At 42.5% G+C, this 20,237-nt stretch carries 22 protein-coding genes and 1 tRNA gene; 11 read left to right on the top strand and 12 right to left on the bottom strand.

Annotated elements, in window-relative coordinates; translation table 11 throughout:
- Positions 1-29: 29 nt before the first annotated feature.
- Positions 30-443 (bottom strand): hypothetical protein, encoded by a 414-nt coding sequence (locus J4N22_RS12690; RefSeq protein WP_207495138.1) that lies wholly within the window; start codon positions 441-443, stop codon positions 30-32.
- Between the two features lie 352 nt (positions 444-795).
- On the bottom strand, positions 796-1,788 hold the full coding sequence (gene obgE, locus J4N22_RS12685) for a GTPase ObgE (RefSeq protein WP_207495136.1): 993 nt from the start codon (positions 1,786-1,788) through the stop codon (positions 796-798).
- Positions 1,789-2,202: 414 nt separating this feature from the next.
- Between obgE and J4N22_RS12680 the strand changes: the two genes are divergently transcribed.
- Positions 2,203-2,802, top strand: a complete 600-nt coding sequence (locus J4N22_RS12680) for a NifU family protein (RefSeq protein WP_207495134.1) — start codon at positions 2,203-2,205, stop codon at positions 2,800-2,802.
- A gap of 245 nt (positions 2,803-3,047) precedes the next feature.
- Complete coding sequence (locus tag J4N22_RS12675; RefSeq protein WP_207495132.1) at positions 3,048-5,267, top strand: helix-turn-helix domain-containing protein; 2,220 nt, start codon at positions 3,048-3,050, stop codon at positions 5,265-5,267.
- Here J4N22_RS12675 and J4N22_RS12670 read toward each other — a convergent pair.
- Complete coding sequence (locus J4N22_RS12670) at positions 5,264-6,190, bottom strand: alpha/beta fold hydrolase (protein ID WP_207495130.1); 927 nt, start codon at positions 6,188-6,190, stop codon at positions 5,264-5,266. The two genes, J4N22_RS12675 and J4N22_RS12670, sit on opposite strands and share 4 nt — an antisense overlap.
- 329 nt (positions 6,191-6,519) lie before the next feature.
- Here J4N22_RS12670 and J4N22_RS12665 point away from each other — a divergent pair, with 329 nt between their 5' ends.
- Entirely contained in the window at positions 6,520-8,082 is a 1,563-nt protein-coding gene (locus J4N22_RS12665; RefSeq protein ID WP_207495128.1) for an META domain-containing protein, read from the top strand.
- 51 nt (positions 8,083-8,133) lie between these two features.
- Here J4N22_RS12665 and J4N22_RS12660 read toward each other — a convergent pair whose 3' ends face one another.
- A complete protein-coding gene (locus J4N22_RS12660) occupies positions 8,134-8,532 on the bottom strand; it encodes a hypothetical protein (RefSeq protein WP_207495126.1) in 399 nt (132 codons plus the stop codon).
- Positions 8,533-8,850: 318 nt separating this feature from the next.
- Positions 8,851-9,078: a hypothetical protein gene (locus tag J4N22_RS12655; RefSeq protein WP_207495124.1), complete on the bottom strand. Its 228-nt coding sequence runs from the start codon at positions 9,076-9,078 to the stop codon at positions 8,851-8,853.
- A 119-nt stretch (positions 9,079-9,197) separates the two neighbouring features.
- Here J4N22_RS12655 and J4N22_RS12650 point away from each other — a divergent pair, with 119 nt between their 5' ends.
- From J4N22_RS12650 to J4N22_RS12640, 3 genes are all read left to right on the top strand, one after another.
- Positions 9,198-9,929 (top strand): alpha/beta fold hydrolase, encoded by a 732-nt coding sequence (locus J4N22_RS12650; protein WP_207495122.1) that lies wholly within the window; start codon positions 9,198-9,200, stop codon positions 9,927-9,929.
- Between the two features lie 49 nt (positions 9,930-9,978).
- Positions 9,979-11,028, top strand: coding sequence for an LLM class flavin-dependent oxidoreductase (locus J4N22_RS12645; protein WP_207495120.1), 1,050 nt, complete (start codon positions 9,979-9,981; stop codon positions 11,026-11,028).
- Positions 11,029-11,201: 173 nt separating this feature from the next.
- On the top strand, positions 11,202-12,440 hold the full coding sequence (locus J4N22_RS12640; RefSeq protein ID WP_207495118.1) for an adenylate/guanylate cyclase domain-containing protein: 1,239 nt from the start codon (positions 11,202-11,204) through the stop codon (positions 12,438-12,440).
- A gap of 112 nt (positions 12,441-12,552) precedes the next feature.
- Here the strand turns inward: J4N22_RS12640 and J4N22_RS12635 are convergent, their stop codons facing one another.
- From J4N22_RS12635 to J4N22_RS12615, 5 genes are read right to left on the bottom strand one after another with little or no spacing between them, the layout of a single operon-like run.
- Entirely contained in the window at positions 12,553-13,269 is a 717-nt protein-coding gene (locus J4N22_RS12635) for a 3-ketoacyl-ACP reductase (RefSeq protein ID WP_207495116.1), read from the bottom strand.
- Positions 13,270-13,291: 22 nt separating this feature from the next.
- The gene (locus J4N22_RS12630) at positions 13,292-13,972 is read right to left on the bottom strand and encodes a type 1 glutamine amidotransferase domain-containing protein (protein ID WP_207495114.1); all 681 of its coding nucleotides are present in this window, start codon (positions 13,970-13,972) and stop codon (positions 13,292-13,294) included.
- A 43-nt stretch (positions 13,973-14,015) separates the two neighbouring features.
- Positions 14,016-14,711, bottom strand: coding sequence for a DsbA family oxidoreductase (locus tag J4N22_RS12625; RefSeq protein WP_207495112.1), 696 nt, complete (start codon positions 14,709-14,711; stop codon positions 14,016-14,018).
- Positions 14,712-14,724: 13 nt separating this feature from the next.
- Positions 14,725-15,306: a DsbA family protein gene (locus J4N22_RS12620; RefSeq protein WP_207495110.1), complete on the bottom strand. Its 582-nt coding sequence runs from the start codon at positions 15,304-15,306 to the stop codon at positions 14,725-14,727.
- An 18-nt stretch (positions 15,307-15,324) separates the two neighbouring features.
- Complete coding sequence (locus J4N22_RS12615; RefSeq protein WP_207495108.1) at positions 15,325-15,954, bottom strand: nitroreductase family protein; 630 nt, start codon at positions 15,952-15,954, stop codon at positions 15,325-15,327.
- Between the two features lie 113 nt (positions 15,955-16,067).
- Between J4N22_RS12615 and J4N22_RS12610 the strand changes: the two genes are divergently transcribed.
- Positions 16,068-16,481, top strand: coding sequence for a winged helix-turn-helix transcriptional regulator (locus tag J4N22_RS12610; protein WP_207495106.1), 414 nt, complete (start codon positions 16,068-16,070; stop codon positions 16,479-16,481).
- A gap of 111 nt (positions 16,482-16,592) precedes the next feature.
- Here the strand turns inward: J4N22_RS12610 and J4N22_RS12605 are convergent, their stop codons facing one another.
- Positions 16,593-17,243, bottom strand: a complete 651-nt coding sequence (locus tag J4N22_RS12605) for a hypothetical protein (protein ID WP_207495104.1) — start codon at positions 17,241-17,243, stop codon at positions 16,593-16,595.
- A gap of 189 nt (positions 17,244-17,432) precedes the next feature.
- Here J4N22_RS12605 and J4N22_RS12600 point away from each other — a divergent pair, with 189 nt between their 5' ends.
- Both J4N22_RS12600 and J4N22_RS12595 read left to right on the top strand, forming a co-directional pair.
- Positions 17,433-18,038 carry a superoxide dismutase family protein gene (locus J4N22_RS12600; protein WP_207495102.1) on the top strand — a complete coding sequence of 202 codons (606 nt, stop codon included), beginning with the start codon at positions 17,433-17,435 and terminating at the stop codon, positions 18,036-18,038.
- A gap of 74 nt (positions 18,039-18,112) precedes the next feature.
- Positions 18,113-18,184, top strand: a tRNA-Arg gene (locus J4N22_RS12595).
- Between the two features lie 94 nt (positions 18,185-18,278).
- On the opposite strand, the gene J4N22_RS12590 is transcribed toward J4N22_RS12595, so the two are convergent.
- Positions 18,279-19,118: a 5'-3' exonuclease gene (locus tag J4N22_RS12590; protein ID WP_207495100.1), complete on the bottom strand. Its 840-nt coding sequence runs from the start codon at positions 19,116-19,118 to the stop codon at positions 18,279-18,281.
- 188 nt (positions 19,119-19,306) lie between these two features.
- On the opposite strand from J4N22_RS12590, the gene J4N22_RS12585 reads away from it, so the two are divergent.
- Together J4N22_RS12585 and J4N22_RS20260 are read left to right on the top strand one after the other, a co-directional pair.
- The gene (locus tag J4N22_RS12585; RefSeq protein WP_207495098.1) at positions 19,307-19,936 is read left to right on the top strand and encodes a dioxygenase family protein; all 630 of its coding nucleotides are present in this window, start codon (positions 19,307-19,309) and stop codon (positions 19,934-19,936) included.
- A 38-nt stretch (positions 19,937-19,974) separates the two neighbouring features.
- Positions 19,975-20,193, top strand: a complete 219-nt coding sequence (locus J4N22_RS20260; protein WP_207495096.1) for a PLDc N-terminal domain-containing protein — start codon at positions 19,975-19,977, stop codon at positions 20,191-20,193.
- The last annotated feature ends 44 nt before the right edge of the window (positions 20,194-20,237 follow it).

Genomic DNA, 20,237 nt, shown 5'->3' with positions numbered 1-20,237 from the left:
AAAACTGCTAATGTTGACCAGCTAAAGATTTACAACCTGCTGATGAATACCTCCTCATACACCTGTGGTGCTTCTGTTTTAAAACTAAAGGTTTCCTTGTACTCTTGCTTTCCCGCTTTGATGATGAAGCTTACTTCACCTGCAGTTTGACCACTCTTATCTATAGCAATGGTCTTTGTGAAATTCTTCTGCGAAAACTTTTGCTGAAACAGTAGCTCACCTTCCTGCCCGGTAACGCAAAGAATGAAAGGCTTTTCATCTTCATTGGCATACCGTACCACGAAGTGCATCAGCTTTTTACTTACACCTGCGTACTGTACATCAGCTACTTTTTTAAGTGTGTCTGGTGTAGACGCCATAGCTGGTTGCATAACAGAGAGCACTACAACAGCAAATGCTACCACAAAACTTGTCATTGTTTTTCCTGATTGATTGTTCTTCATAATTCAAAAATTTAAAAGTTGCATGGAAGCAATCTTGCTATGGCAAAACAATCAGTAGTATACGGTAAAGCAACCGAGAGGATGGTAAGGCAAATAATAAATAGATGTGGCTAAAGCAACCTGTATGGCAGGCAATGATGGCAAGCGCCTATGGTGAGAAATCGCTGAAGGAAGTAGGGACGATTTGATTTTAATACAGCAGAACGAAAAAGGTAACCTATGCTATCCGATCCTGCTTCTATTCATCCTTCTGCAGTAGAAGAAGTAAAAACTATGCCTAAAAACAAAAGCAGCCTGCTTTGGCTGCCTTCGTAACATTATAATAATATTCAATTCGTCTAAGAACGTATAACTACTTGTTCAGTGTCTTCCAAAGCAGGTCTTTCAATTCTGTGAGACCAGTTTGGGTAACAGACGAAATGAAAATATGTGGAATATCCTGTGGAAGTTCTTTAGCAATAGCTTCTTTCAGTTCATCATCCAGCATATCGCTTTTGCTAATAGCTATAATAAAATCTTTTTGAAGTAGCTCCTGGTTGTACTCTTCCAATTCATTGTACAGTATGTCAAACTCCTTTTTATGATCAGCACTGTCAGCAGGAATAAGAAACAACAAGCATGAGTTTCTTTCTATATGCCGTAGAAAACGATGACCCAAGCCTTTACCTTCTGCAGCACCTTCTATTATACCCGGAAGGTCTGCTACGCAAAAACTCTTGTTGCCTCTATATTGCACCATCCCCAGTTGAGGTGTAAGCGTGGTAAAAGCATAATCAGCTATTTTAGGTTTCGCTGCGGTGATAACAGAAAGCAAAGTTGATTTACCAGCGTTAGGAAAACCAACCAATCCCACATCTGCCAGTACTTTCAGTTCCAACACTTTCCATCCTTCCGAGCCAGGCTCACCGGGTTGTGCATGTTCTGGCGCCTGGTTGGTAGGTGTAGCAAAATTTGAATTACCCAATCCCCCACGACCTCCTTTTACCCATATCACCTCCTGTCCATGTTCCAGAATTTCCACCTCTTTCTCCCCTGTCTCCTCATCCTTGGCTATTGTACCTAGCGGCACTTCTATTATCACGTCTTTTCCTTCGCGGCCCGTACGGTTGTTGTCGCCACCAGGATGACCGTCTTCAGCCAGTACATTTTTAAAATACCTGAGGTGCAGCAATGTCCACATCTGGCTGTTGCCACGCAGTATAATATGACCGCCTCGTCCACCGTCTCCACCATCAGGGCCTCCATATGCAGTAAGCTTATTACGCATAAAATGCCTGCTGCCGGCTCCACCATGTCCGCTCTTACAAAATATGCGGATGTGGTCAATAAAATTACTTCTCTCCATTAGCGCAAAGATAAGAGAGTAAGCAGTAGCAACCTTTTGGCAGCAACTGCTGCTGTACATTACCGCGTTTGCCGCCGGTGGCATGGTTTCTGAATAAAGTACAAATGTGAAGGACCGAATACCTGTGAAAGGGCAATATCCTAGTTGAAAACATTCCAATCCTGGAAAACCAACGGTACACGACAAGCAGGAAGGAAGTATAATATGAGTGGATCTGAATCAACAGAACGAAGGGTTCCTGTTTTATCTGATATTCTTTAGATAAAGAGACTTCTGACGGAGGTCTCTTTCTTTTTGCACCTAAGTTTCCGATATAAGAAAAAAATCATAATGCAGCGCCTGCCGATGTTGCAGATTACCAATATTGTGCATGGTGTTTGTTACTTTTGCTACAGCACATAAAAATTATTGTATATGATCAAAACAGGCAACCCCATTATCAGCATATATACAGAGATGACACCTAACCCTGAAACAATGAAGTTTGTTGCCAACAAACTATTGTATCCAGGTAAGAGCATCGATTTTCCTGATGAAACGACAGCGGCACCTTCGCCACTTGCAAAAGAACTATTCAGCTTCCCGTTTATAAAGAGCGTATTTATCGCCAGCAACTTTGTTACACTTACCAAAACTTCAGACACTGAAGATTGGCAGGATGTAATTCCAACCATCAAGCAATTCCTGAAGGACTACCTGGAAAATGGTGGAACTGTAATAAATGAAGATGAACTGACCACTGCTAAATCAGAAGGTGGCAATGCTATAGCAGCAGATGATGACGACGTAGTGAAGCGCATTAAAGAACTACTGGAGAACTATGTAAAACCTGCAGTAGAAATGGATGGCGGTGCAATTCAGTTTAAAAGTTATGAAGAAGGCGTAGTAAGCCTGATGCTGCAGGGAAGCTGCAGTGGATGCCCATCTAGCATGATAACATTGAAAGCTGGTATTGAAGGTATGATGAAACGTATGATACCAGAAGTGAAAGAAGTAGTAGCTGAAGCAGAATAAATCAGACACATGAGAATACTAAAAGCTGCCAATCATTGGCAGCTTTTTTATTTCTGGCGAAGATGATTAATCCAGGTTACTACAACTATGCATTATTGATAAAAATGCATCATGTTATTTTCTACCCCAATCACTAATCACTGATCAACTTCTCAACTTATCAACTGATCAACCTATCAACTTCTCAACCTATCAACTCCGCCCCTTGCACCTCCCCCACCAAGTCATTATCTTCAACCCCTGTTATGGCTATCGATACTTCCAATACCAGTTTTAAAAATGCAGTTGCATTTGTAAGCGGCACCGGCAAACACCTGTTTATTACAGGTAAAGCAGGTACAGGAAAAACCACTTTTCTTAAATATATCCGCGAACACAGCCAGAAGAAAATGGCTGTAGTAGCTCCCACAGGTGTGGCTGCCATCAATGCAGGAGGTGTTACTTTACATTCTTTTTTTCAACTTCCTTTTGGTGCCTTTGTACCTGGACCACTTCACGGCTGGAATGGCTTTGAGTCAGGCATCAATAATCGCGATACACTGCTAAAGAACCTGCGCCTGCCATCAGCAAAACGCGATGTAATAAAAGAACTGGAACTGCTGGTTATAGATGAAGTTTCAATGGTACGGGCAGACCTGCTGGATGCTGTAGATACTGTTTTACGACATGTGAGGCGTAAGCCACATCTTCCTTTTGGTGGCGTGCAGATGGTTTATATAGGCGACCTGTACCAGCTTCCACCCGTGGTAAACAATACGGAGTGGGAGATACTGAACCAGCACTACAATAGCCCGTTCTTTTTTGACTCTAAAGCCATACAGCAAGCGCCTCCTGTTTACATAGAACTGAAGAAGATCTACCGGCAAAAAGATGATGCATTCATCAACCTGCTGAACAGTGTAAGAAACAACTGCTGCACCCATGACGACCTGCAGCTTTTACACCAGTACTACAAGCCAGAATTTACGGTAGGCCAGAATGAAGGATATATCATTCTTACTTCGCACAATGCTCGGGCCGACCAGGTAAACCAGCAAGAGCTGGAAAAACTGCCTGCCAAAGCGGAAAAGTTTGAAGCAATTATAACAGGCGATTTTCCTGATAAAGCATATCCTGTAGACAGAACGCTTTACCTGAAAGTGGGTGCACAGGTAATGTTCATTAAAAACGACAAAGGCGAACAGCGGCGTTTTTACAATGGAAAGCTGGCTACCATATCTCGCATAGATGGAGAAGATATTTACGTGACATTTCCTAACGAGCCGGAAGAAATGCAGCTGGAGCATGAATTGTGGCGTAACATCCGATACCACTACAACAAAGAACAAGACGAAGTAGACGAAGAGGAAATTGGAACTTTTTCGCAGTTTCCTATCCGTCTGGCCTGGGCTATTACCATTCACAAAAGCCAGGGACTTACGTTCAATAAAGCAGTGATAGATGCAGGGGCTTCTTTTGCTCCCGGGCAGGTTTATGTGGCGCTTAGCCGCCTTACTTCCATTGATGGTTTGGTGCTGCTGTCAAAGATCAGCTCCTCCAGTATTTCTACCGATAACAGGGTGCAGCATTTTGCCCAGCTGGAGCTGCCAGAAAATGAAGCTGACAGTCTGCTGGAAAAAGAGCAAAGGGTGTATACCGAGCAAATGCTGATGACCAACTTCAGCTTTAGAAAATTGTTGGATGAACTGGACGCGCTAGTGCAGTCGTATGAAGAGCGCCAGTTTCCTGGTAAAGAAACTGCTGAAGAATGGGCTGCATCTATGGCCACCAATGCATCGGCACTTGAAGAAGTGGCTGACAAGTTCATAAAGAAGCTTACCTACCTTTTTGCCAGCACATCCGACGGCAGCTATGAGCAAGTTTCAGAACGCACAACAGCTGCCGCTACTTATTTTGAAAAAGAGATAGAGGAGAAACTAGCCAAGCCACTAAACAAGCACCTGGAAGAGATGAAGGTGAAGCAGAAGACAAAAAAATATATAAAGGAACTGCAACACCTACAGCTTTTAGTAAAGCGACAACAGCAACAGGTAAAGCAGGCAGCTTTACTGGCACAGGCGCTTCACCAGAAGGTAGACATTGTACAAGTGTTAGAACGAATAGTAGAAGATAAGAAAGCTGTTCCCCCACCTGTAGAAGTGCCTAAAGGCAGGCCGGCAAAAGGTGAAAGTGCACGCACATCATTACAGCTTTTTAAAGAAGGTAAGGCTATAGCTGATATAGCAGAAGTAAGGTCTCTTTCACCTTCAACTGTTATGAGTCATTTAAGCGAGTTTATACTAACAGGGGAAGTGGACATAACCGACCTGGTGGAAGCAGAAAAACTTGATAAGATACTGGCTGTTACAACTGATGATTCTACCTCCTCAAGTATCAAAGAAATCTTAGGTGATGATTTTTCTTTCGGAGAGATCAAAGCAGCCAAGATCTTTCACGACTACCAGAAGGCTATGAAGGTGAGTTAATCTTTTTGCTGCTCTTTGGTGTATTCTCCGCTGGTAACGAGGTGCAGCATATGCAGAATTTTCTTTCGTATAGTAGCTTTTTCTGTAAAAGGAATAAAGTGCGGCCGCCCAGGGAAGAAGTGAATATCCAGGTACGGCACATTCACTAATTCTTTTTTAGCAAAAACAGCATTGCTGGTATACAACAGCTCATCTTTTTCACCTTGCATATACATTACCGGAACCATTATATTCTTCCAATACGGCAGCATCTTTTTCAATTCTGCTTCATGCGCCAGCTTTTCAGTATTGGCACTTTGAAACATGCGCGGCACCAGGCTACGTAACAGCGGATGTTCTATTGTTCGTGAAAACCAGAAGATCTTTTCTTCACCCGGCGCCATTGATGGCGCCACCAGCACAATCGCATCTACCAGTTGCGGGTAATCCATAGCAAACCTGCAAGCTATGGATGAGCCATAACTACTTCCTACAATGATAATAGGACGAGTGGGATGATGCAGTGAATCTATAAGAGGGCGGATAGCAGCTGCTTGTTTTTGTATAGAAGGCATTGGATCACCAAAACCGGAGTAGCCGTAGCCGGGCCTGTCAAGCGCCACCATTTTGAATTTTCTGAGAAACAAGCTATCCCTGAAATACTCCTGGTAAATACCTAACGAACTGGGCGCACCATGTATAAAAACCAGCATAGGCAAACTATCATTACCTACCGATGCATACCGGATACGCCTGCCCTGGCTATTATAGTAGCCAATCTTGCCTGGTACTTTATTCTCCTGGAAATAGGCTTGTAATTCTTCATCTGGCTGCCTGAATTGTACAAGCTGATCGAAAACAAAACTTGCTATCAGCAACAATGCTAGTAACACCAGTATGATCCTAGCTGTTATTCTTAACCATCGCAGTTTATATTTCTTCATTCATCATTAGATTGGCTGGTAAAACATATTTCCTCCAGCTAATGTTTACTTACCTGTTAGGTGGCACCATAGATTTGGAGCGATGCAATATACACGTGCGGAAAAATATGTACACCAGTTGTTATACATAAACAACTACTTCTTCTACAACTTCTAAATGTTTTACCCGGTTGCTGCAGATGATAAAGTCTTCAGAATGAAAATCTTTTAAAACCCTTACCACACTTAGGTTTCAGCTTTTATAGCCATGTGGGATAACTACTGCTACAAGCTGCCCCCATGGCATGGGAATAGGGAAAATAGAAGCAAACACACAAAAAATTCGCACTATGAAAAAAACACTTATTGTACTGCCATTGGCATTCCTCCTGGTCAATTGCAGTACGTCAAGAAACACAACAACAGGAGGAACGGGGACTAATACTGGTACATCAATGGATGGCTCTGTAAGCACCACTAATGTACCAGCTACTGCTGACCAGGCAATGTATGGAAGCAACGCATCTGCAGGTGCTGGCATGACAACAGGAACCATGGGTACAACCAGCGTAGCCAATGCTACTATGACCTCTGATGCATACCACGCTAATACAGGTGTTATGTCGCAGGGAAATGTTTACAACGGCTACAACGATGCACGCGCTGCTGACCTTGCAACAACTGGTACCGGAGGCTGGACTTACAACACCGACATGCGCAGAAATACGAACTACAATTCTGCAGTAGATGGACAGTGGACACTGGTTATGACACCTGAGATGGCTTCTGCATGGAGATCAGATGCGAACCGTGCTTCAGATTATGCCAGCTATTGGACACCAGAAGCTATAAGAGCAAGAAATAGTCAAACATATCTTTCTGCTTCTGCTACCATGGATGCGCGTAATGCAGGTACAACTACAGCAAGCAATAACAAACGTTCTACTACAGGTACCAAGGCAGGAGCAAAAACTTCAGCAGGTATGACATCTGGCACAGCTGGAAATATAAATGCTGGCGTAAGTGGTTCTGCAGGTATGAATGCCAATACCACCGGTATGAATGCAGGTGTAGGTGCTAATTCTTCAGCAGGTTTGACATCAGGCACAGCTGGAAATATGAATGCTGGCGTAAGTGGTTCTGCAGGTATGAATACAAACACTGGAGTAAACGCAGGTGTCAACGCTTCTACTAATGCTAACACCAATACAGGTACAGGCATTTCTTCTGATGACAATACCGTATTCGTAAATGATGCAGGTGCTGGAATTAATTCAAATGGAACACAGATAGCTGATGTAGGAACTACAGGTACAAATGGTAATGCAGCTGCTATTCAAAATGCACGTGCACAGGCACATGCTCAAGGTGGAGTAAATGCAGGTACTGGTGCTAATGCTACAATGAGTGGTACTACTGGTACAAATACCGGCACTACTGGTATGGCACAGAACAACACCATGAACCAGGACAGGAACACTGGCACGACTCAAGGTAACATGACTGGAACAACCAACATGAACCAGGGCACAGCTATGAATCAAAATAACATGAATAGCTCTGCCAACATGAGTAACACATCGCTTAATGCTGGCACAGGCGGACTGGATCTTACTGCAGCAAACGGTAATAACTTCATGTTGCCAAGACTAAACCTGAACATCGAAAATGGAAGCTATACCGGCTACACAGGTTGCAACCAAATAATGGGTAGTTTGATAGTAGATGGCGACAGGCTGCAGTTCCAAAACACCAATCCTGCAACAGCAATAGAGTGCAGTGGCGGTTTCGATCAACAGGCTTTCTTAGATCGTATTCGCAGGGTAAATTCTTATGAGGTAGTGAACAATGAACTACGCCTAAAAAATGGCAATGAAGTTCTGATGGTACTTGCGAAGAATAACAACAGGTAATTATTATTTACAGCAACTTAAAGGCATAGTCTTGACGGCTATGCCTTTCTTTTATTTCTTCTTTGCCTGCAGATTTTTTTCTACCTGCTTGTGAACAACAAGAATATACAACCACAGTAAAAGAAATAGTGCTTGCATAATTGCATCAGCCAGGTATACATCAGCAATCCGGCTTACAGAAGGATAATAAACATCAATAAATAAAAGACCTGCAGACATAACAATAGCCATAACTGCAACAGGAACAACAGGAGATAAATATAGCAGGTGAAGTAACAATAAAACAGCAATGGCAAGAATAAGAACAGATACTGTTTCAAGCAACCATATATCTGTCTTGGGACCTGTAACAGTCAAAAAACTCTTTAAGTGAATCAGCGGCCACACAGCAGTTACCAGGCAGTAAATTCCTTGAATAGCCAATAACCATTGATAAATTTTCTTCGCCATTTTATTAGCTTCTTTATATGAAGATAAGAACATGAATTGCCGCTAAAAATTATGCAGCAATCCAAGATATATGATAATTAAAAACAGCAAACTTCCTTTTTACCCATGGTATAATAATTGGAATTAATACCATTAATCTTCTAACTTAAAAATAAATAATATGCTACCTATAGTATTTCTAATCGTATTCATCCTGGTAATTGTATTCATAGTCATGAATATGAAAAAGAAGGATCATGGCAATCAACCAGGCCAATAATTAAAAAGCCATGTTTAAAATAAACATGGCTTTTTTGTTTTTATAATTACCTATCCCTGTTAATGATCTCTTGGAGGAATAGCACGCGCTGAGTCTTTCGGCGCATTTGATGTATCGATACCTGCCCCACGCATTGTATCATCTGCAGTAGGACCAGGGTTTGTATTTAAACGATCTCCTGAACTATAATTCAAACCGGCTGTATCTGCCGGATCGTCTACATTATTCTCTGGATTGGTACAGGCAAATACTGTTAGGCAAGCTCCTGCTATTAGTAACTTCTTCATACTCAAAATTTTTGTTACAAAACTTTTGCAAAAGCTTTGCCAGCAAGTTACATAGACGGCAGGTGCAGGTATAGTAATAATAAATTCTGTGAAGTACCTTCACCATACTCATTCGTACCATGAAACCATTACTACTACTGCATGGCGCCATCGGCTCCCAGGAGCAACTGGCACCGCTTAAGCATATATTGTCGTCACACTACATTGTACATTCTATAGATTTTAGTGGCCACGGCGGCAAACCATTCGCTAATGATTTTTCCATAGAACAATTTGCGCAGGAGGTAAAAGACTGGCTGCGCGAACAGAAGCTAAAGAAGATAACGCTGTTTGGATATAGCATGGGTGGATATGTAGCACTATACCTGGCAAAGCATTATCCATCATTGGTGGAAGGTGTGGCTACTCTTGGCACCAAACTACATTGGGACGAAATGGTTGCGGGTAAAGAAACAGCCATGCTAAACCCGGTAAAAATGCAGCAAAAGGTCCCTGCTTTTGCTGATCAATTAAAGAACAGGCATCATCCAAATGACTGGCAGGAACTGGTAAATAAAACAAGCGAAATGCTGCATGATATGGGTGCAAATCCGCCGCTTCACCTTTTTGATTTTAAAGAAATAAAATGCCCGGTGCTGCTGGTACTCGGAGATAGGGACCAGATGGTTTCACTGGTAGAAACAGCAACAGTATATAAACAATTACCAAATGGACAACTTGCTATACTACCTGCTACACCACATGCTATTGAGCAGGTAGATCTCGATCTGCTATCTGCCATTTTTTTAAAACATTTAGCTGCTAAAGAAGTTGTGAAGAAGCCAAAGCAACTATCGAAACCTAAAGCTTAATAGCTGCACCTACATTTACTGCTGTAGCTTTGCTATAGAAAATAATACAATGGAAATAGGAATATGCTCGTTTGCTGATGTGGGTGTACACCCGGTTACCAAAGAAAAGATTGATCCTTATCAACGGCTGCAAAACCTGCTGCAAGAAATAGAACTGGCAGACCAACTAGGACTTGATGTATTTGCTGTAGGCGAACATCATCGCCCTGATTATGCAGTATCGTCTCCTACTACTGTACTGGCTGCAGCCGCCGTAAGAACCAAGAACATTAAGCTATCAAGTGGTGTAACTGTATTAAGTTCTGAAGATCCTGTAAGGGTATATCAACAATTTTCTACGGTAGACCTGCTATCGGGTGGACGTGCAGAAGTGATGGCCGGCCGCGGATCATTTATAGAATCATTCCCATTGTTTGGGAACGACCTGAAGGATTATGACGAACTCTTTTCAGAAAAACTGGAAATGCTGGTAAAGCTGAATGAAGCGCCACGCATCACCTGGAAAGGAAAGCATACTCAATCCATCAACGATCGAGGTGTGTACCCGCGACCATACCACGGCAAGCTTCCCATATGGGTAGCTGTTGGAGGAACTCCTGAGTCTGTAGTTCGTGCAGCTACTTATGGTTTACCCATGACCATGGCCATCATTGGTGGTATGCCTGCACGCTTTGCTCCCTTTGCTAATCTTTACAGGGAGGTGTATAAAAAAGAAGGTCATGATCCCAGCAACTTGCAGCTGTGCATTAACTCGCATACGTATATAGCCGAAACTTCGCAACAGGCGCGTGATGAATTTTACCCACCCTATGCAGAGGTAATGAGCCGCATAGGCCGTGAACGTGGCTGGTCGGGCATGACGCGCCAGCAATTTGATGCTTCAACTAATAAAGAAGGAGCTTTACTGGTAGGAAGCCCGCAGCAGGTAATTGATAAACTTTTGTACGAGCATGAATTATTTGGCTACACCCGCTTCTTAACCCAGATGACTATTGGCGCTCTGCCGCACGAACAGGCTATGCGTACTATAGAACTACTGGGCACCAAAGTAGCTCCTGAAGTAAAGAAATACACGCAGCAGAAACAGGAAAAGCAATAAGTAGTTCTACTGCTGTAGGTGTGGTAGTATCTACCATACTTCCCTATGCTTAGCATCTTCTTCTGTGGGGTAGTGTTTCCACATTACCTGCGGTATTATTCAATTTCTTTTCATTTCAGGCAGAAAAACAGGAGGTACACTTATATTGATTCATTTTAGAAAAGGCTTGTCGTATGAGTTTTGAAGTTTTGACATTGGAGGAAATGAAGAAAGAAAAGGAGAGATTATTTACTTTATATCAATACAATATTTTAGATACTGAAGTTGAAGAACCGTACAACAAGCTTGTTGAAGTTGCATCTTATATCTGCGATACACCCATTTCATTTATCTCACTTGTTGATAGAGACAGGCAATGGTTCAAAGCATCGAGAGGATTATACGCCAAAGAAACGCCACGCGAAATGTCGTTTTGCCAACACACCATAAAACATGATGAGGTGCTGGAGGTGCCGGATACTTTGGAAGATGAAAGATTTCGCAGCAATCCCCTTGTTATAAATGAACCCAACATCAGGTTTTATGCAGGCAGCCCCCTTATCACTTCTACGGGTCATAAAATAGGAACGCTGTGTGTACTCGACCAGAAGCCGCGCACACTGGATGAGAAGCAAAAGAATATACTAAAGGTGCTGGCCGAACAGGTAGTTACGCAAATGGAATTGCACAAACAAAAGCAACAACTACTGGATCTAAACGATGCCTTGCTAAAAGAGCTGGAAAAGAAACTGGATGAGCAGAATAAGGTGCTTAATCTTTTTACTCGCTTTGTTCCTGATGAAATTGTAGCCAAACATTTACGCGCTGGTGGCGGCGAAATAGTAAATGATGCTGAAGCAAAATTCCTGACCGTTCTTTTTTGCGATATGCGCGGGTATATGTCTATTGTAGAAAACCTGGCGCCACAGGCTGCGGTAAACATTCTCAATAGGTATTACTCTATCATGAGCGATGTGATAAGCGTGTACAGCGGCATGGTTAACCAATATGTAGGAGATGAAATATTTGCAACATTCGGCGCACCATTCTCTTTTCCACCATATGAACGCAATGCTGTTTTTTGTGCCATGGAAATGCTGGAAAAGCTAAAGCTGCTAAATGAGGAATGCCGTTCATTTACCAACGGCGAACTGAAGATTGGCATTGGCATTCATGCCGGCGAAGTAATTACCGGTACGCTTGGTTCGAAAAATAAAATTGAATATTCTATAACCGGCGATACTGTGAACACAGGTAAAAGAATAGAATCGCTTACGCAGAATAAACCGAATTCAATATTGATATCGCTACCAGTATATGAGCAGGTGAAAGATTGGGTGGAAGTAAAAGAGTGGCCGCCGGTAGCAGTAAAAGGCAAACGTGACCCGGTGAAGATCTTCGAGGTTCTTAGGAAAAAGGAGATACAAAAATAGCCGCACCTGGAAAGATGCGGCTTGCTTTCTCAAGGTCTTAAACGACCTATTACCTTAACCCTTATTTTGCTTGCTCCTTATTAACCTCTTCAAATATTTTTTCCCATAAATGCTATGGATTGGTAGAGAAGATACTTGCTTCTTTTACCAACACTCTTCTTGGCAACTTCAATTGTGCAACGATGAGTTCAGCAAAATCTTCCGGGTGCATAACACGTTCCGGATCACCGGTTATCAGGTTGTTGCTGTTGGCCAGTTCGGTAACAATTGTACTTGGTGCAAGTGCTGTTACACGAATGCCATGTTTACGCACTTCCTGCATCAGGCTTTCGCTTAGTCCAAACACGCCAAATTTAGAAGCACTATAAGCACTTGTAACCGCTGCACCGGTTTTACCTGCAGTGGAAGATATATTTACTATATCACCTGTTTTACGTTCTATCATTTGAGGAAGTACAGCACGTGTAGCATAATACACACCAAATAGGTTTACACGCACCTGCTGCTCCCATTGCTCGGGTTCCAGTTCAAGAAATTTTCCAAATGAGCCAGTACCTGCATTGTTGATCAAAATATCAATATTGCCTAGTTGGTCGTGTACCTGCTGAACAGCTGTTTCTACCGCCTGCCTATTGCTGATGTCTGCTACTACAGGCGCTGCTTTTACGCCTATTGCTCTCAATTCTTCGGCTACAGCTTGTACATCTTTTTCTGTACGTGCAAGCAAACCAACATTAACTCCTTCATTTGCCAAAGCAATGGCTATAGCTCTTCCAATGCCTTTTCCTGCACCTGTTACCAGTGCTATTTTTCCTTGTAATGATTCCATTGTATTTGTTCGTCTTTTTAGTTTATTGTTGAAGTAGTGCAAGCAGCTTATGCGCCGCCTCTTCTGATGATGCAGGGTTCTGACCTGTGATAAGTCGTCCATCCTGTACTACATATGAAGCCCAATCAGCAGCTTTAGAATAGTTGCCGCCTTTGTTCTTCAGTTCATCCTCCAGCAGGTATGGAACCACTTCAGTAAGGCCTACAGCCTCTTCTTCACTGTTTGTAAAACCTGCTACTCTCTTGCCTTTTACTAACGGTTCACCCGCTTCATCTTTTGCATTAAGTAAAACAGCAGGAGCATGACATACTGCAGCAACTGGTTTTTTCGCAGCCCAGAAATCTTCAATCAGTTTGATGGATCCCGGGGACTCGAACAGGTCCCAAAGAGGCCCATGGCCGCCGGGGTAAAAAATAGCATCAAAAGATTCAGCTGATACTTCATCTACTGTTTTCGTATTCGCCAGTAGCTCCTGCAATGCCTTGTCTTCTTTGAATCTCTTAGTTGCTTCTGTCTGGTTTTCTGGTGCATCACTTTTTGGGTCAATTGGCGGTAAGCCACCTTTTGTTGACGCCAGTGTCACCTCTGCACCTGCATCTTTAAAAACATAATAGGGTGCGGCAAATTCCTCTATCCAAAACCCTGTTTTTTCACCTGTATTTCCAAGCTCGCTGTGCGAGGTAAGAACGATTAATATTTTCATGATAATTTTTATTGGTTATGCTACAACAACCACACCTTTAGCATTAGTTACAAACGCCATCAACGGTACAAAAACCTTCCCCTTCTTTATTGATAAGTTGCGGCTTTTCTTCTTCCCATACTTTAGCCAATACTTCTGCAAACACTTCTGAAGGCTGCGCACCTGATACGCCATACTTATCGTTGAACACATAGAAAGGAACACCTCGAGCACCAATTTGTTGTGCTATGTACTGGTCCTGGCGAACGTCATGCACAAATTCATCCGACTGTAGAACAGCCAAGGCTGCATCTGCAGGAATGCCTACTTCACCAGCCAGGCGAGCCAGTGTTTCATGATCACCAATGTTTTGTCCTTCTGTGTAATAAGCCCTGAACAGGCGCTCTTTTAGCTCGTCCTGCAGCTTATGTTGCTTTGCAAAATGCAGCAGGCGGTGTGCATCAAGCGTATTGTTGATGATGGCATTGTCGAAGTCGTAATCAAGACCTACTTCTTTGGCCATAGCGGCCATAGAGTCATTCATACGTTTACCATCTTCTGTATTTCCACCTTTTCTTTTACCTAAATATTCGTGTACCGACTGACCCGGCACATATTCCATTTCCGGGTCCAACTGGAAAGAGCGCCATACCACCTCTACTTTTTCCTTTGCGTCAAAACCTTCCAGTGCTTTTTCAAATTTGCGTTTGCCGATATAGCAAAATGGGCAAACGATATCCGACCATATTTCTACTTTCATGATTAGCTTATATTTAAACGGTTACGGCTTCTTCCAAAGCTTTCTTGCTTTTTTTAGAACCAACAGTGGCCAGTAATTTTTCTATGTGGCTACTTAAGTTGTCAAATGTTGGTTCCTGTTCAAACTTTTTGCCATTGAAGAAGAATGTTGGAATTTCTGTGACGCCAAGTTTTTTTCCTTCGCGCAGATCGTCCTGCACATATAGGCCATAAAACCCATTGATCAGTTCATCAAGAAACTTTTTGGATTTTACACCTGCATCTCTTGCATGGCGCTTCAGGCTGATAACACCCAGGCTGTGCCTGTTGGCAAACAACTCGTTGTGCATTGGCCAGAACATACCTTCCTGTGCAGCTGCAAGCGAAGCTTCGGCCGCTTTGTGTGCCTTCTGGTGTATGCTCAACAGTGGGAAGTGACGAAAGATGAACTTAACCTGGTGTGGGTAAGTTTCTAACAAAGCTTTGACAACTTCGTGCGCATCGGCACATGCTTCACTTTCGTAATCGCCAAACTGTACCATAGTTATTGGTGCATCTTTTTCACCAACTACTATTTTATGTGAAGGAACAACCTCTACAATTTCTACTTTTTTCATATTGTTTTCATCGAAGTGTTACTGCACGATGAACAGCTTTTCTTTTTGACGTCTTACTTTAGGAAGTTTTGCCAGCCAGTCATTTTCTTCATCGCGGTAGCCAAGCGGCAGGATAGTTACACTACGCAAGCCTTTTTCCTGCAGACCCAATAGCTCATCTAATTGGGCTGCATTAAAACCTTCCATTGGTGTAGCATCTACACGCTCTTCTGCTGCAGCAGCAATAGCTGTGGCAAATGCTATATAAGCTTGTTTAGAAGCCCATTGAAAATTCTGCTCATCAGTATTACGGGTTACCATCCCCAGCAATGAATTCTTGAATTCAGCCAGTGTTTCAACAGGTATATTACGTGTAGCAGCAGTATGTGCTATATATTCTTCTACATGTGCAGGTGTGATTTGTGCCCATGCTGCAAACACCAGCAGGTGCGAACTATCTACAATCTGCGATTGGTTGTAAGCTATAGGTTGAATTTTCTGTTTAATAGCAGGATCAGTGATAAGCAAAACCGTGTAAGGCTGCAGCCCCATAGAAGAAGGTGCAAGTTGTATAGCTTGCAAAATATTCTCCACTTTCTCCTGTGGTACCTTTTTACCGTTTAGTTTTTTTGCTGCGTAGCGCCACTCGAGTGATGTTAGTAATTCCATATTTTTATGTATTATTAGTTTCTTAGTACTTTAACTTTACTTAGTTACTTAAAGTAACCAAAGGTAGGTAGCTTTGAGGTTCTGAGAAAGGAATAAATGTTAAAACATTGATTATGGCACTGAGTAGTAAAGATTGTGAGCGGATCTCGAGCATTTTCTCTGGCAAGTGTAGCCAGAAGAATATTTGCCCGGTAAAAGATATCATGGCGCGGTATGGCGATAAATGGTCGATGTATACAGTGCTGCTATTGGGGCAGCATCATAAAATGCGGTTCAACGAATTGAAAGCCGGCATCACCGGTATATCGCAGCGGATGCTTACGGTAACGCTTCGTTCGCTGGAAGAAGATGGAATAGTAGCACGTACACTGTATCCGGAGATACCGCCGCGTGTAGAATATGCACTGACAGAGTTGGGTGAAGGCCTGCTGCGGCAGTTGCTGGAACTAGCCAGTTGGGCAAATGATCATCATGCTGATATCATGAATGCGCGGAAGAAGTATGAAAAGAAGCAAGTGGAGAATTAAGTAACACCGGAACCAGCGTTTTAAAAAGAAGCCTTCGAATTTTAATCGCAAAAAAAAATGTGCAAACAATTAAAAGTCGTTTGCACATTTTTCAACCAAACATTCCAAACCTTATCCGGGTATCCTGGAAATATATTTCTCCAATTCTTTTATCTGGTCCACTACCTGCTTTGTAGTAGGCTTCAGCGCCTTTGCTTTCCTGAAGTAATCTTTTGCAGCGCGAAACTCTCTTTTGTTCATAAAGATCTGGCACATGCTCAGGTAAGCAACAGCCTGGCTTTCTTTATCGGGTATACCAGCGCGGATAGCCTGGCGGATATAACTTTCGCCCGTCTTCATATCTCCTTTCTGAAGCGCCATCATTCCCAGCTGAAGCTTGTTTGCACCTTCGGCCTCAGCCATTGGAGAACCCAGTTCAAGGCTTTTCTTCATATGTTTTTCAGCACTGTCAAAATCCTGGCTCATCATGGCCAGGTTGCCCTTCAATGTGTAATAGGTAGAGCGGATTGGCTTGTACAATAGGTTTGGAAACCAGATGGAGTCCATGATCTTTTTTACAGCTTCCATGTCGCCACGTTCCATTGGCTCCTGTATCAGCCGCAATGGCCCAATCAGGAAGTGGCTCACAATTCCTATAACAGCAATAAAATATAGAATAAAAGAAGGCCAGAAACCGGCTGCAATATTTACCCAAATAGCAAGAGCAAGGGCTACAAGGCTAAGCGGGAAGCGGTACCGGATCAATAAGTTGTAAAACTTCATACGTCTTTAAAATTGGGCAGCAAAGATAAGAGGCAGGTGCCAGATTGCGGTTGTAAAACCTGCAGGCCGTCTAGCAAATCATTGTGATCCTGAAATCCATTGGCATGGTAAGCTAATTGCAGTGAATGACAACTGGCTTAAGCCATCTTCAAAAAATTGTAGAACTTTGATTACTAAAACTTTATGATTATGAAACAAGGGTTATTGAAAAATGGATTAACTGCTCTCCTTGTAGTAGCAGCAGCTGGATTTGCAGGTTGTGGTGACAATTCCGGGTCACATTCTGAAGGATCGCACGATAGTGCAAGCCATGGTGCAGCCAACAATCAAACTCAATCAGAACGTGCGGAAGCTACATTGGACGGCACTACATCAGATACAACTGTGACTGGTACAGTACGTTTTGAACACCAGGGAAACGGCCAGGTGCGTATGACGCTGGATATAACGGTAGACAAGATGGCTAATAAGAGTGTGGCAGTACATATTCACGAACATGCAGACTGTGGCGACCACGGCAACCATGCCGGCGGCCACTGGAATCCAACCGGCGAAAACCATGGAAAGTGGGGCGAGGGCAGCTACCACTCAGGCGACTTTGGAAACATCAACCTGGATGGCTCCGGCAAAGGCACTTTGGAATTAACCTCAGACCGTTGGTCTATAGGTGGTGATGAGAAAAAAAATGTGGTGAATAAAACAGTGGTTGTGCACAGTGGTGTAGACGATCTGAAATCGCAGCCATCAGGCAACTCAGGCAGCCGTATAGGTTGTGGCGTTATCAAAGGATCGTAAGACTTTGGCGCAAGCCGAAAAAAATATTGGAAAACTCCGGCTGTACCTAGATATTTGCAGCCGGTTTTTCATTTGGCCCCGTAGTTCAATGGATAGAATAAGAGTTTCCTAAACTCCAGATACAAGTTCGATTCTTGTCGGGGCTACTTCTAAAGCTTTTCAAGCCTTGATAGCAGACGCTTTCAAGGCTTTTTCTTTTTACATCATTGACATCTTTGTTCAGGTAAATCATGAATAAATTTAGGCAGCCTGGTTAAGCTTTGCCGCCACTGCCTCTGCCCTGGTTAATAAAGAAGGTTCTCCAATTTCTTTTGTAAAACCAGCGAAGGCTGATGTAGGCCCCTGCCATTGGAGTTCGTCAACGTTTTTAAAAAGCTTTTTGTTTGTTACTAAAGTTGCCAGCCGTTTAAAAAGCAATGCTTGTTCCAGTTGCGCACCAAGCACTTCTTTAGGAAAATCTTGTATTGGACCATGTTGGTTCAACAGCCGTGCGGCGCCTGTTTTTCCAATTCCAGCGATACCGGGAAAGCCATCGGCGGCATCGCCAACAAGGGCTAGAAAATCGGGAATGAGAACGGGCGGAACACCATACTTCTTCTTGATCTCATTGGCATCTCTTATTGCTTTAGCCCGGCTGTCAACCTGCACTACGCGATCTTCCCTTACGCACTGCGCCAGGTCTTTATCAGGCGTCCATATACACACCTTTTGGACACGAGGATCAGCAGCAGCCAGCTGGGCGGCAGATGCCAATGCATCATCAGCTTCCAGTTCAATCATTGGCCAAACCACTACACCCATCATTGCCAATGCTTCTTCCAGTGGGTGAAATTGAGCAAGCAGTGCAGGCTCTATACACTCTCCATTTTTATACGTAGGCCACAGTTCATTTCGAAAAGACTCTATAACGTGATCTGTTGCTACACCCATGCCAGTCGCACCTTTTTCTATTTTTTCCAGTATCCCATTCAGTACACCAACTACGGCGCCATACTGTTTATCCTTGCCTTTATTAAACCGGCGTTGACCATAGAAATGCCGGAATAGCTCGTACGTGCCGTCGATGAGATGAACCATCATGGATGAATACATTTTTGATTGACTTCCTGAATTTCTTTTAGCGAATAAATATCTGAAGCCTTTTAATAGTCAATAGCAACATCAGCGCCACAGGCTGCTTTACAATACATTAGTATTTTTAAGTAAATGAATTAATTTTCTATTATCGATTGTTCAATAACCTTTAGTTGCCTTTTAATGATCTTAGCATGAAACATCTATTGATTATACTTTTCTTGACAACCTTATTTTCATCCTGTGCTAATTCGCAAAAACAACCTACTCCCCATCTTGTTGGAGGACCATGTGAGGGATGTGAAGCTGTTTTTGAATTCGGAAATAAGATCTTAGAACCAGTAGACACCTTGCCAGGTTTTTATGAAGACGGAATAAGAATAAAAATAACCGGAACTATATTCCAAGAGGATGGAAGATCTCCCGCTAATGATGTGATACTTTATGTTTACCACACAAATCAAAAAGGTATTTATCCAACGAAAGGAGATGAAACAGGTTGGGCTAAGCGACATGGCTATTTAAGAGGCTGGATCAAAACAAGCAGCAATGGGCAATATGAATTTTATACGCTAAAACCTGCAGTGTATCCCGACAGAACAGAACCTGCACATATACATGCAACTATTTTAGAACCTGATGGAAAATATTATTGGATAGAAGATTATTACTTTGAAGGAGATAATTTATTGAAGCAAAAACATATTAATCCAACTTCACCAAGGGGTGGTAGCACAGGAGTTCTTACTTTGAAAAAAGAAGGTGATATTTGGGTTGGAAAAAGAGATATAATCCTGGGAAAAAATATTCCAGCTTATAAATAGTGAAGCAAAGAACTATTTGTCATAAAAAAAATATTTAAATGGAACTTCTACTCCCTGAGGTCGGGCTGATAATTTGGATGTTATTGGCATTGGCAATATTGGTATTGCCAATATTTGCTCTTGTTCATCTTATAAAAACAAATTTTAGGGATAGAACAACCAAACTTATTTGGGTATTAATTATTGTTTTTGTACCCGTTGCAGGATCCATTATTTATTTCGTTTTTGATAGAAAACAAAAAGTGATAGTTGATTAACTGCTTACTTTTTTGAAACAATTATTGACAACTGGTAATAAATC

It is taken from the genome of Aridibaculum aurantiacum, from assembly GCF_017355875.1.
Classification (GTDB): domain Bacteria; phylum Bacteroidota; class Bacteroidia; order Chitinophagales; family Chitinophagaceae; genus Segetibacter; species Segetibacter aurantiacus.
Note: the sequence above shows the minus strand (reverse complement) of the source record. Positions and strands in the feature narration are given on the sequence as shown.

Coding starts and splice junctions, on each gene's coding strand:
- J4N22_RS12655 (WP_207495124.1), bottom strand. CDS start 9,078: ATGAAGAAGTTACTAATAGCAGGAGCTTGCCTAACAGTATTTGCCTGT.
- J4N22_RS12600 (WP_207495102.1), top strand. CDS start 17,433: ATGAAACAAGGGTTATTGAAAAATGGATTAACTGCTCTCCTTGTAGTA.
- J4N22_RS12640 (WP_207495118.1), top strand. CDS start 11,202: ATGAGTTTTGAAGTTTTGACATTGGAGGAAATGAAGAAAGAAAAGGAG.
- J4N22_RS12625 (WP_207495112.1), bottom strand. CDS start 14,711: ATGAAAGTAGAAATATGGTCGGATATCGTTTGCCCATTTTGCTATATC.
- obgE (WP_207495136.1), bottom strand. CDS start 1,788: ATGGAGAGAAGTAATTTTATTGACCACATCCGCATATTTTGTAAGAGC.
- J4N22_RS20260 (WP_207495096.1), top strand. CDS start 19,975: ATGGAACTTCTACTCCCTGAGGTCGGGCTGATAATTTGGATGTTATTG.
- J4N22_RS12680 (WP_207495134.1), top strand. CDS start 2,203: ATGATCAAAACAGGCAACCCCATTATCAGCATATATACAGAGATGACA.
- J4N22_RS12615 (WP_207495108.1), bottom strand. CDS start 15,954: ATGGAATTACTAACATCACTCGAGTGGCGCTACGCAGCAAAAAAACTA.
- J4N22_RS12610 (WP_207495106.1), top strand. CDS start 16,068: ATGGCACTGAGTAGTAAAGATTGTGAGCGGATCTCGAGCATTTTCTCT.
- J4N22_RS12670 (WP_207495130.1), bottom strand. CDS start 6,190: ATGAAGAAATATAAACTGCGATGGTTAAGAATAACAGCTAGGATCATA.
- J4N22_RS12650 (WP_207495122.1), top strand. CDS start 9,198: ATGAAACCATTACTACTACTGCATGGCGCCATCGGCTCCCAGGAGCAA.
- J4N22_RS12675 (WP_207495132.1), top strand. CDS start 3,048: ATGGCTATCGATACTTCCAATACCAGTTTTAAAAATGCAGTTGCATTT.
- J4N22_RS12665 (WP_207495128.1), top strand. CDS start 6,520: ATGAAAAAAACACTTATTGTACTGCCATTGGCATTCCTCCTGGTCAAT.
- J4N22_RS12660 (WP_207495126.1), bottom strand. CDS start 8,532: ATGGCGAAGAAAATTTATCAATGGTTATTGGCTATTCAAGGAATTTAC.
- J4N22_RS12585 (WP_207495098.1), top strand. CDS start 19,307: ATGAAACATCTATTGATTATACTTTTCTTGACAACCTTATTTTCATCC.
- J4N22_RS12690 (WP_207495138.1), bottom strand. CDS start 443: ATGAAGAACAATCAATCAGGAAAAACAATGACAAGTTTTGTGGTAGCA.
- J4N22_RS12605 (WP_207495104.1), bottom strand. CDS start 17,243: ATGAAGTTTTACAACTTATTGATCCGGTACCGCTTCCCGCTTAGCCTT.
- J4N22_RS12590 (WP_207495100.1), bottom strand. CDS start 19,118: ATGATGGTTCATCTCATCGACGGCACGTACGAGCTATTCCGGCATTTC.
- J4N22_RS12635 (WP_207495116.1), bottom strand. CDS start 13,269: ATGGAATCATTACAAGGAAAAATAGCACTGGTAACAGGTGCAGGAAAA.
- J4N22_RS12620 (WP_207495110.1), bottom strand. CDS start 15,306: ATGAAAAAAGTAGAAATTGTAGAGGTTGTTCCTTCACATAAAATAGTA.
- J4N22_RS12630 (WP_207495114.1), bottom strand. CDS start 13,972: ATGAAAATATTAATCGTTCTTACCTCGCACAGCGAGCTTGGAAATACA.
- J4N22_RS12645 (WP_207495120.1), top strand. CDS start 9,979: ATGGAAATAGGAATATGCTCGTTTGCTGATGTGGGTGTACACCCGGTT.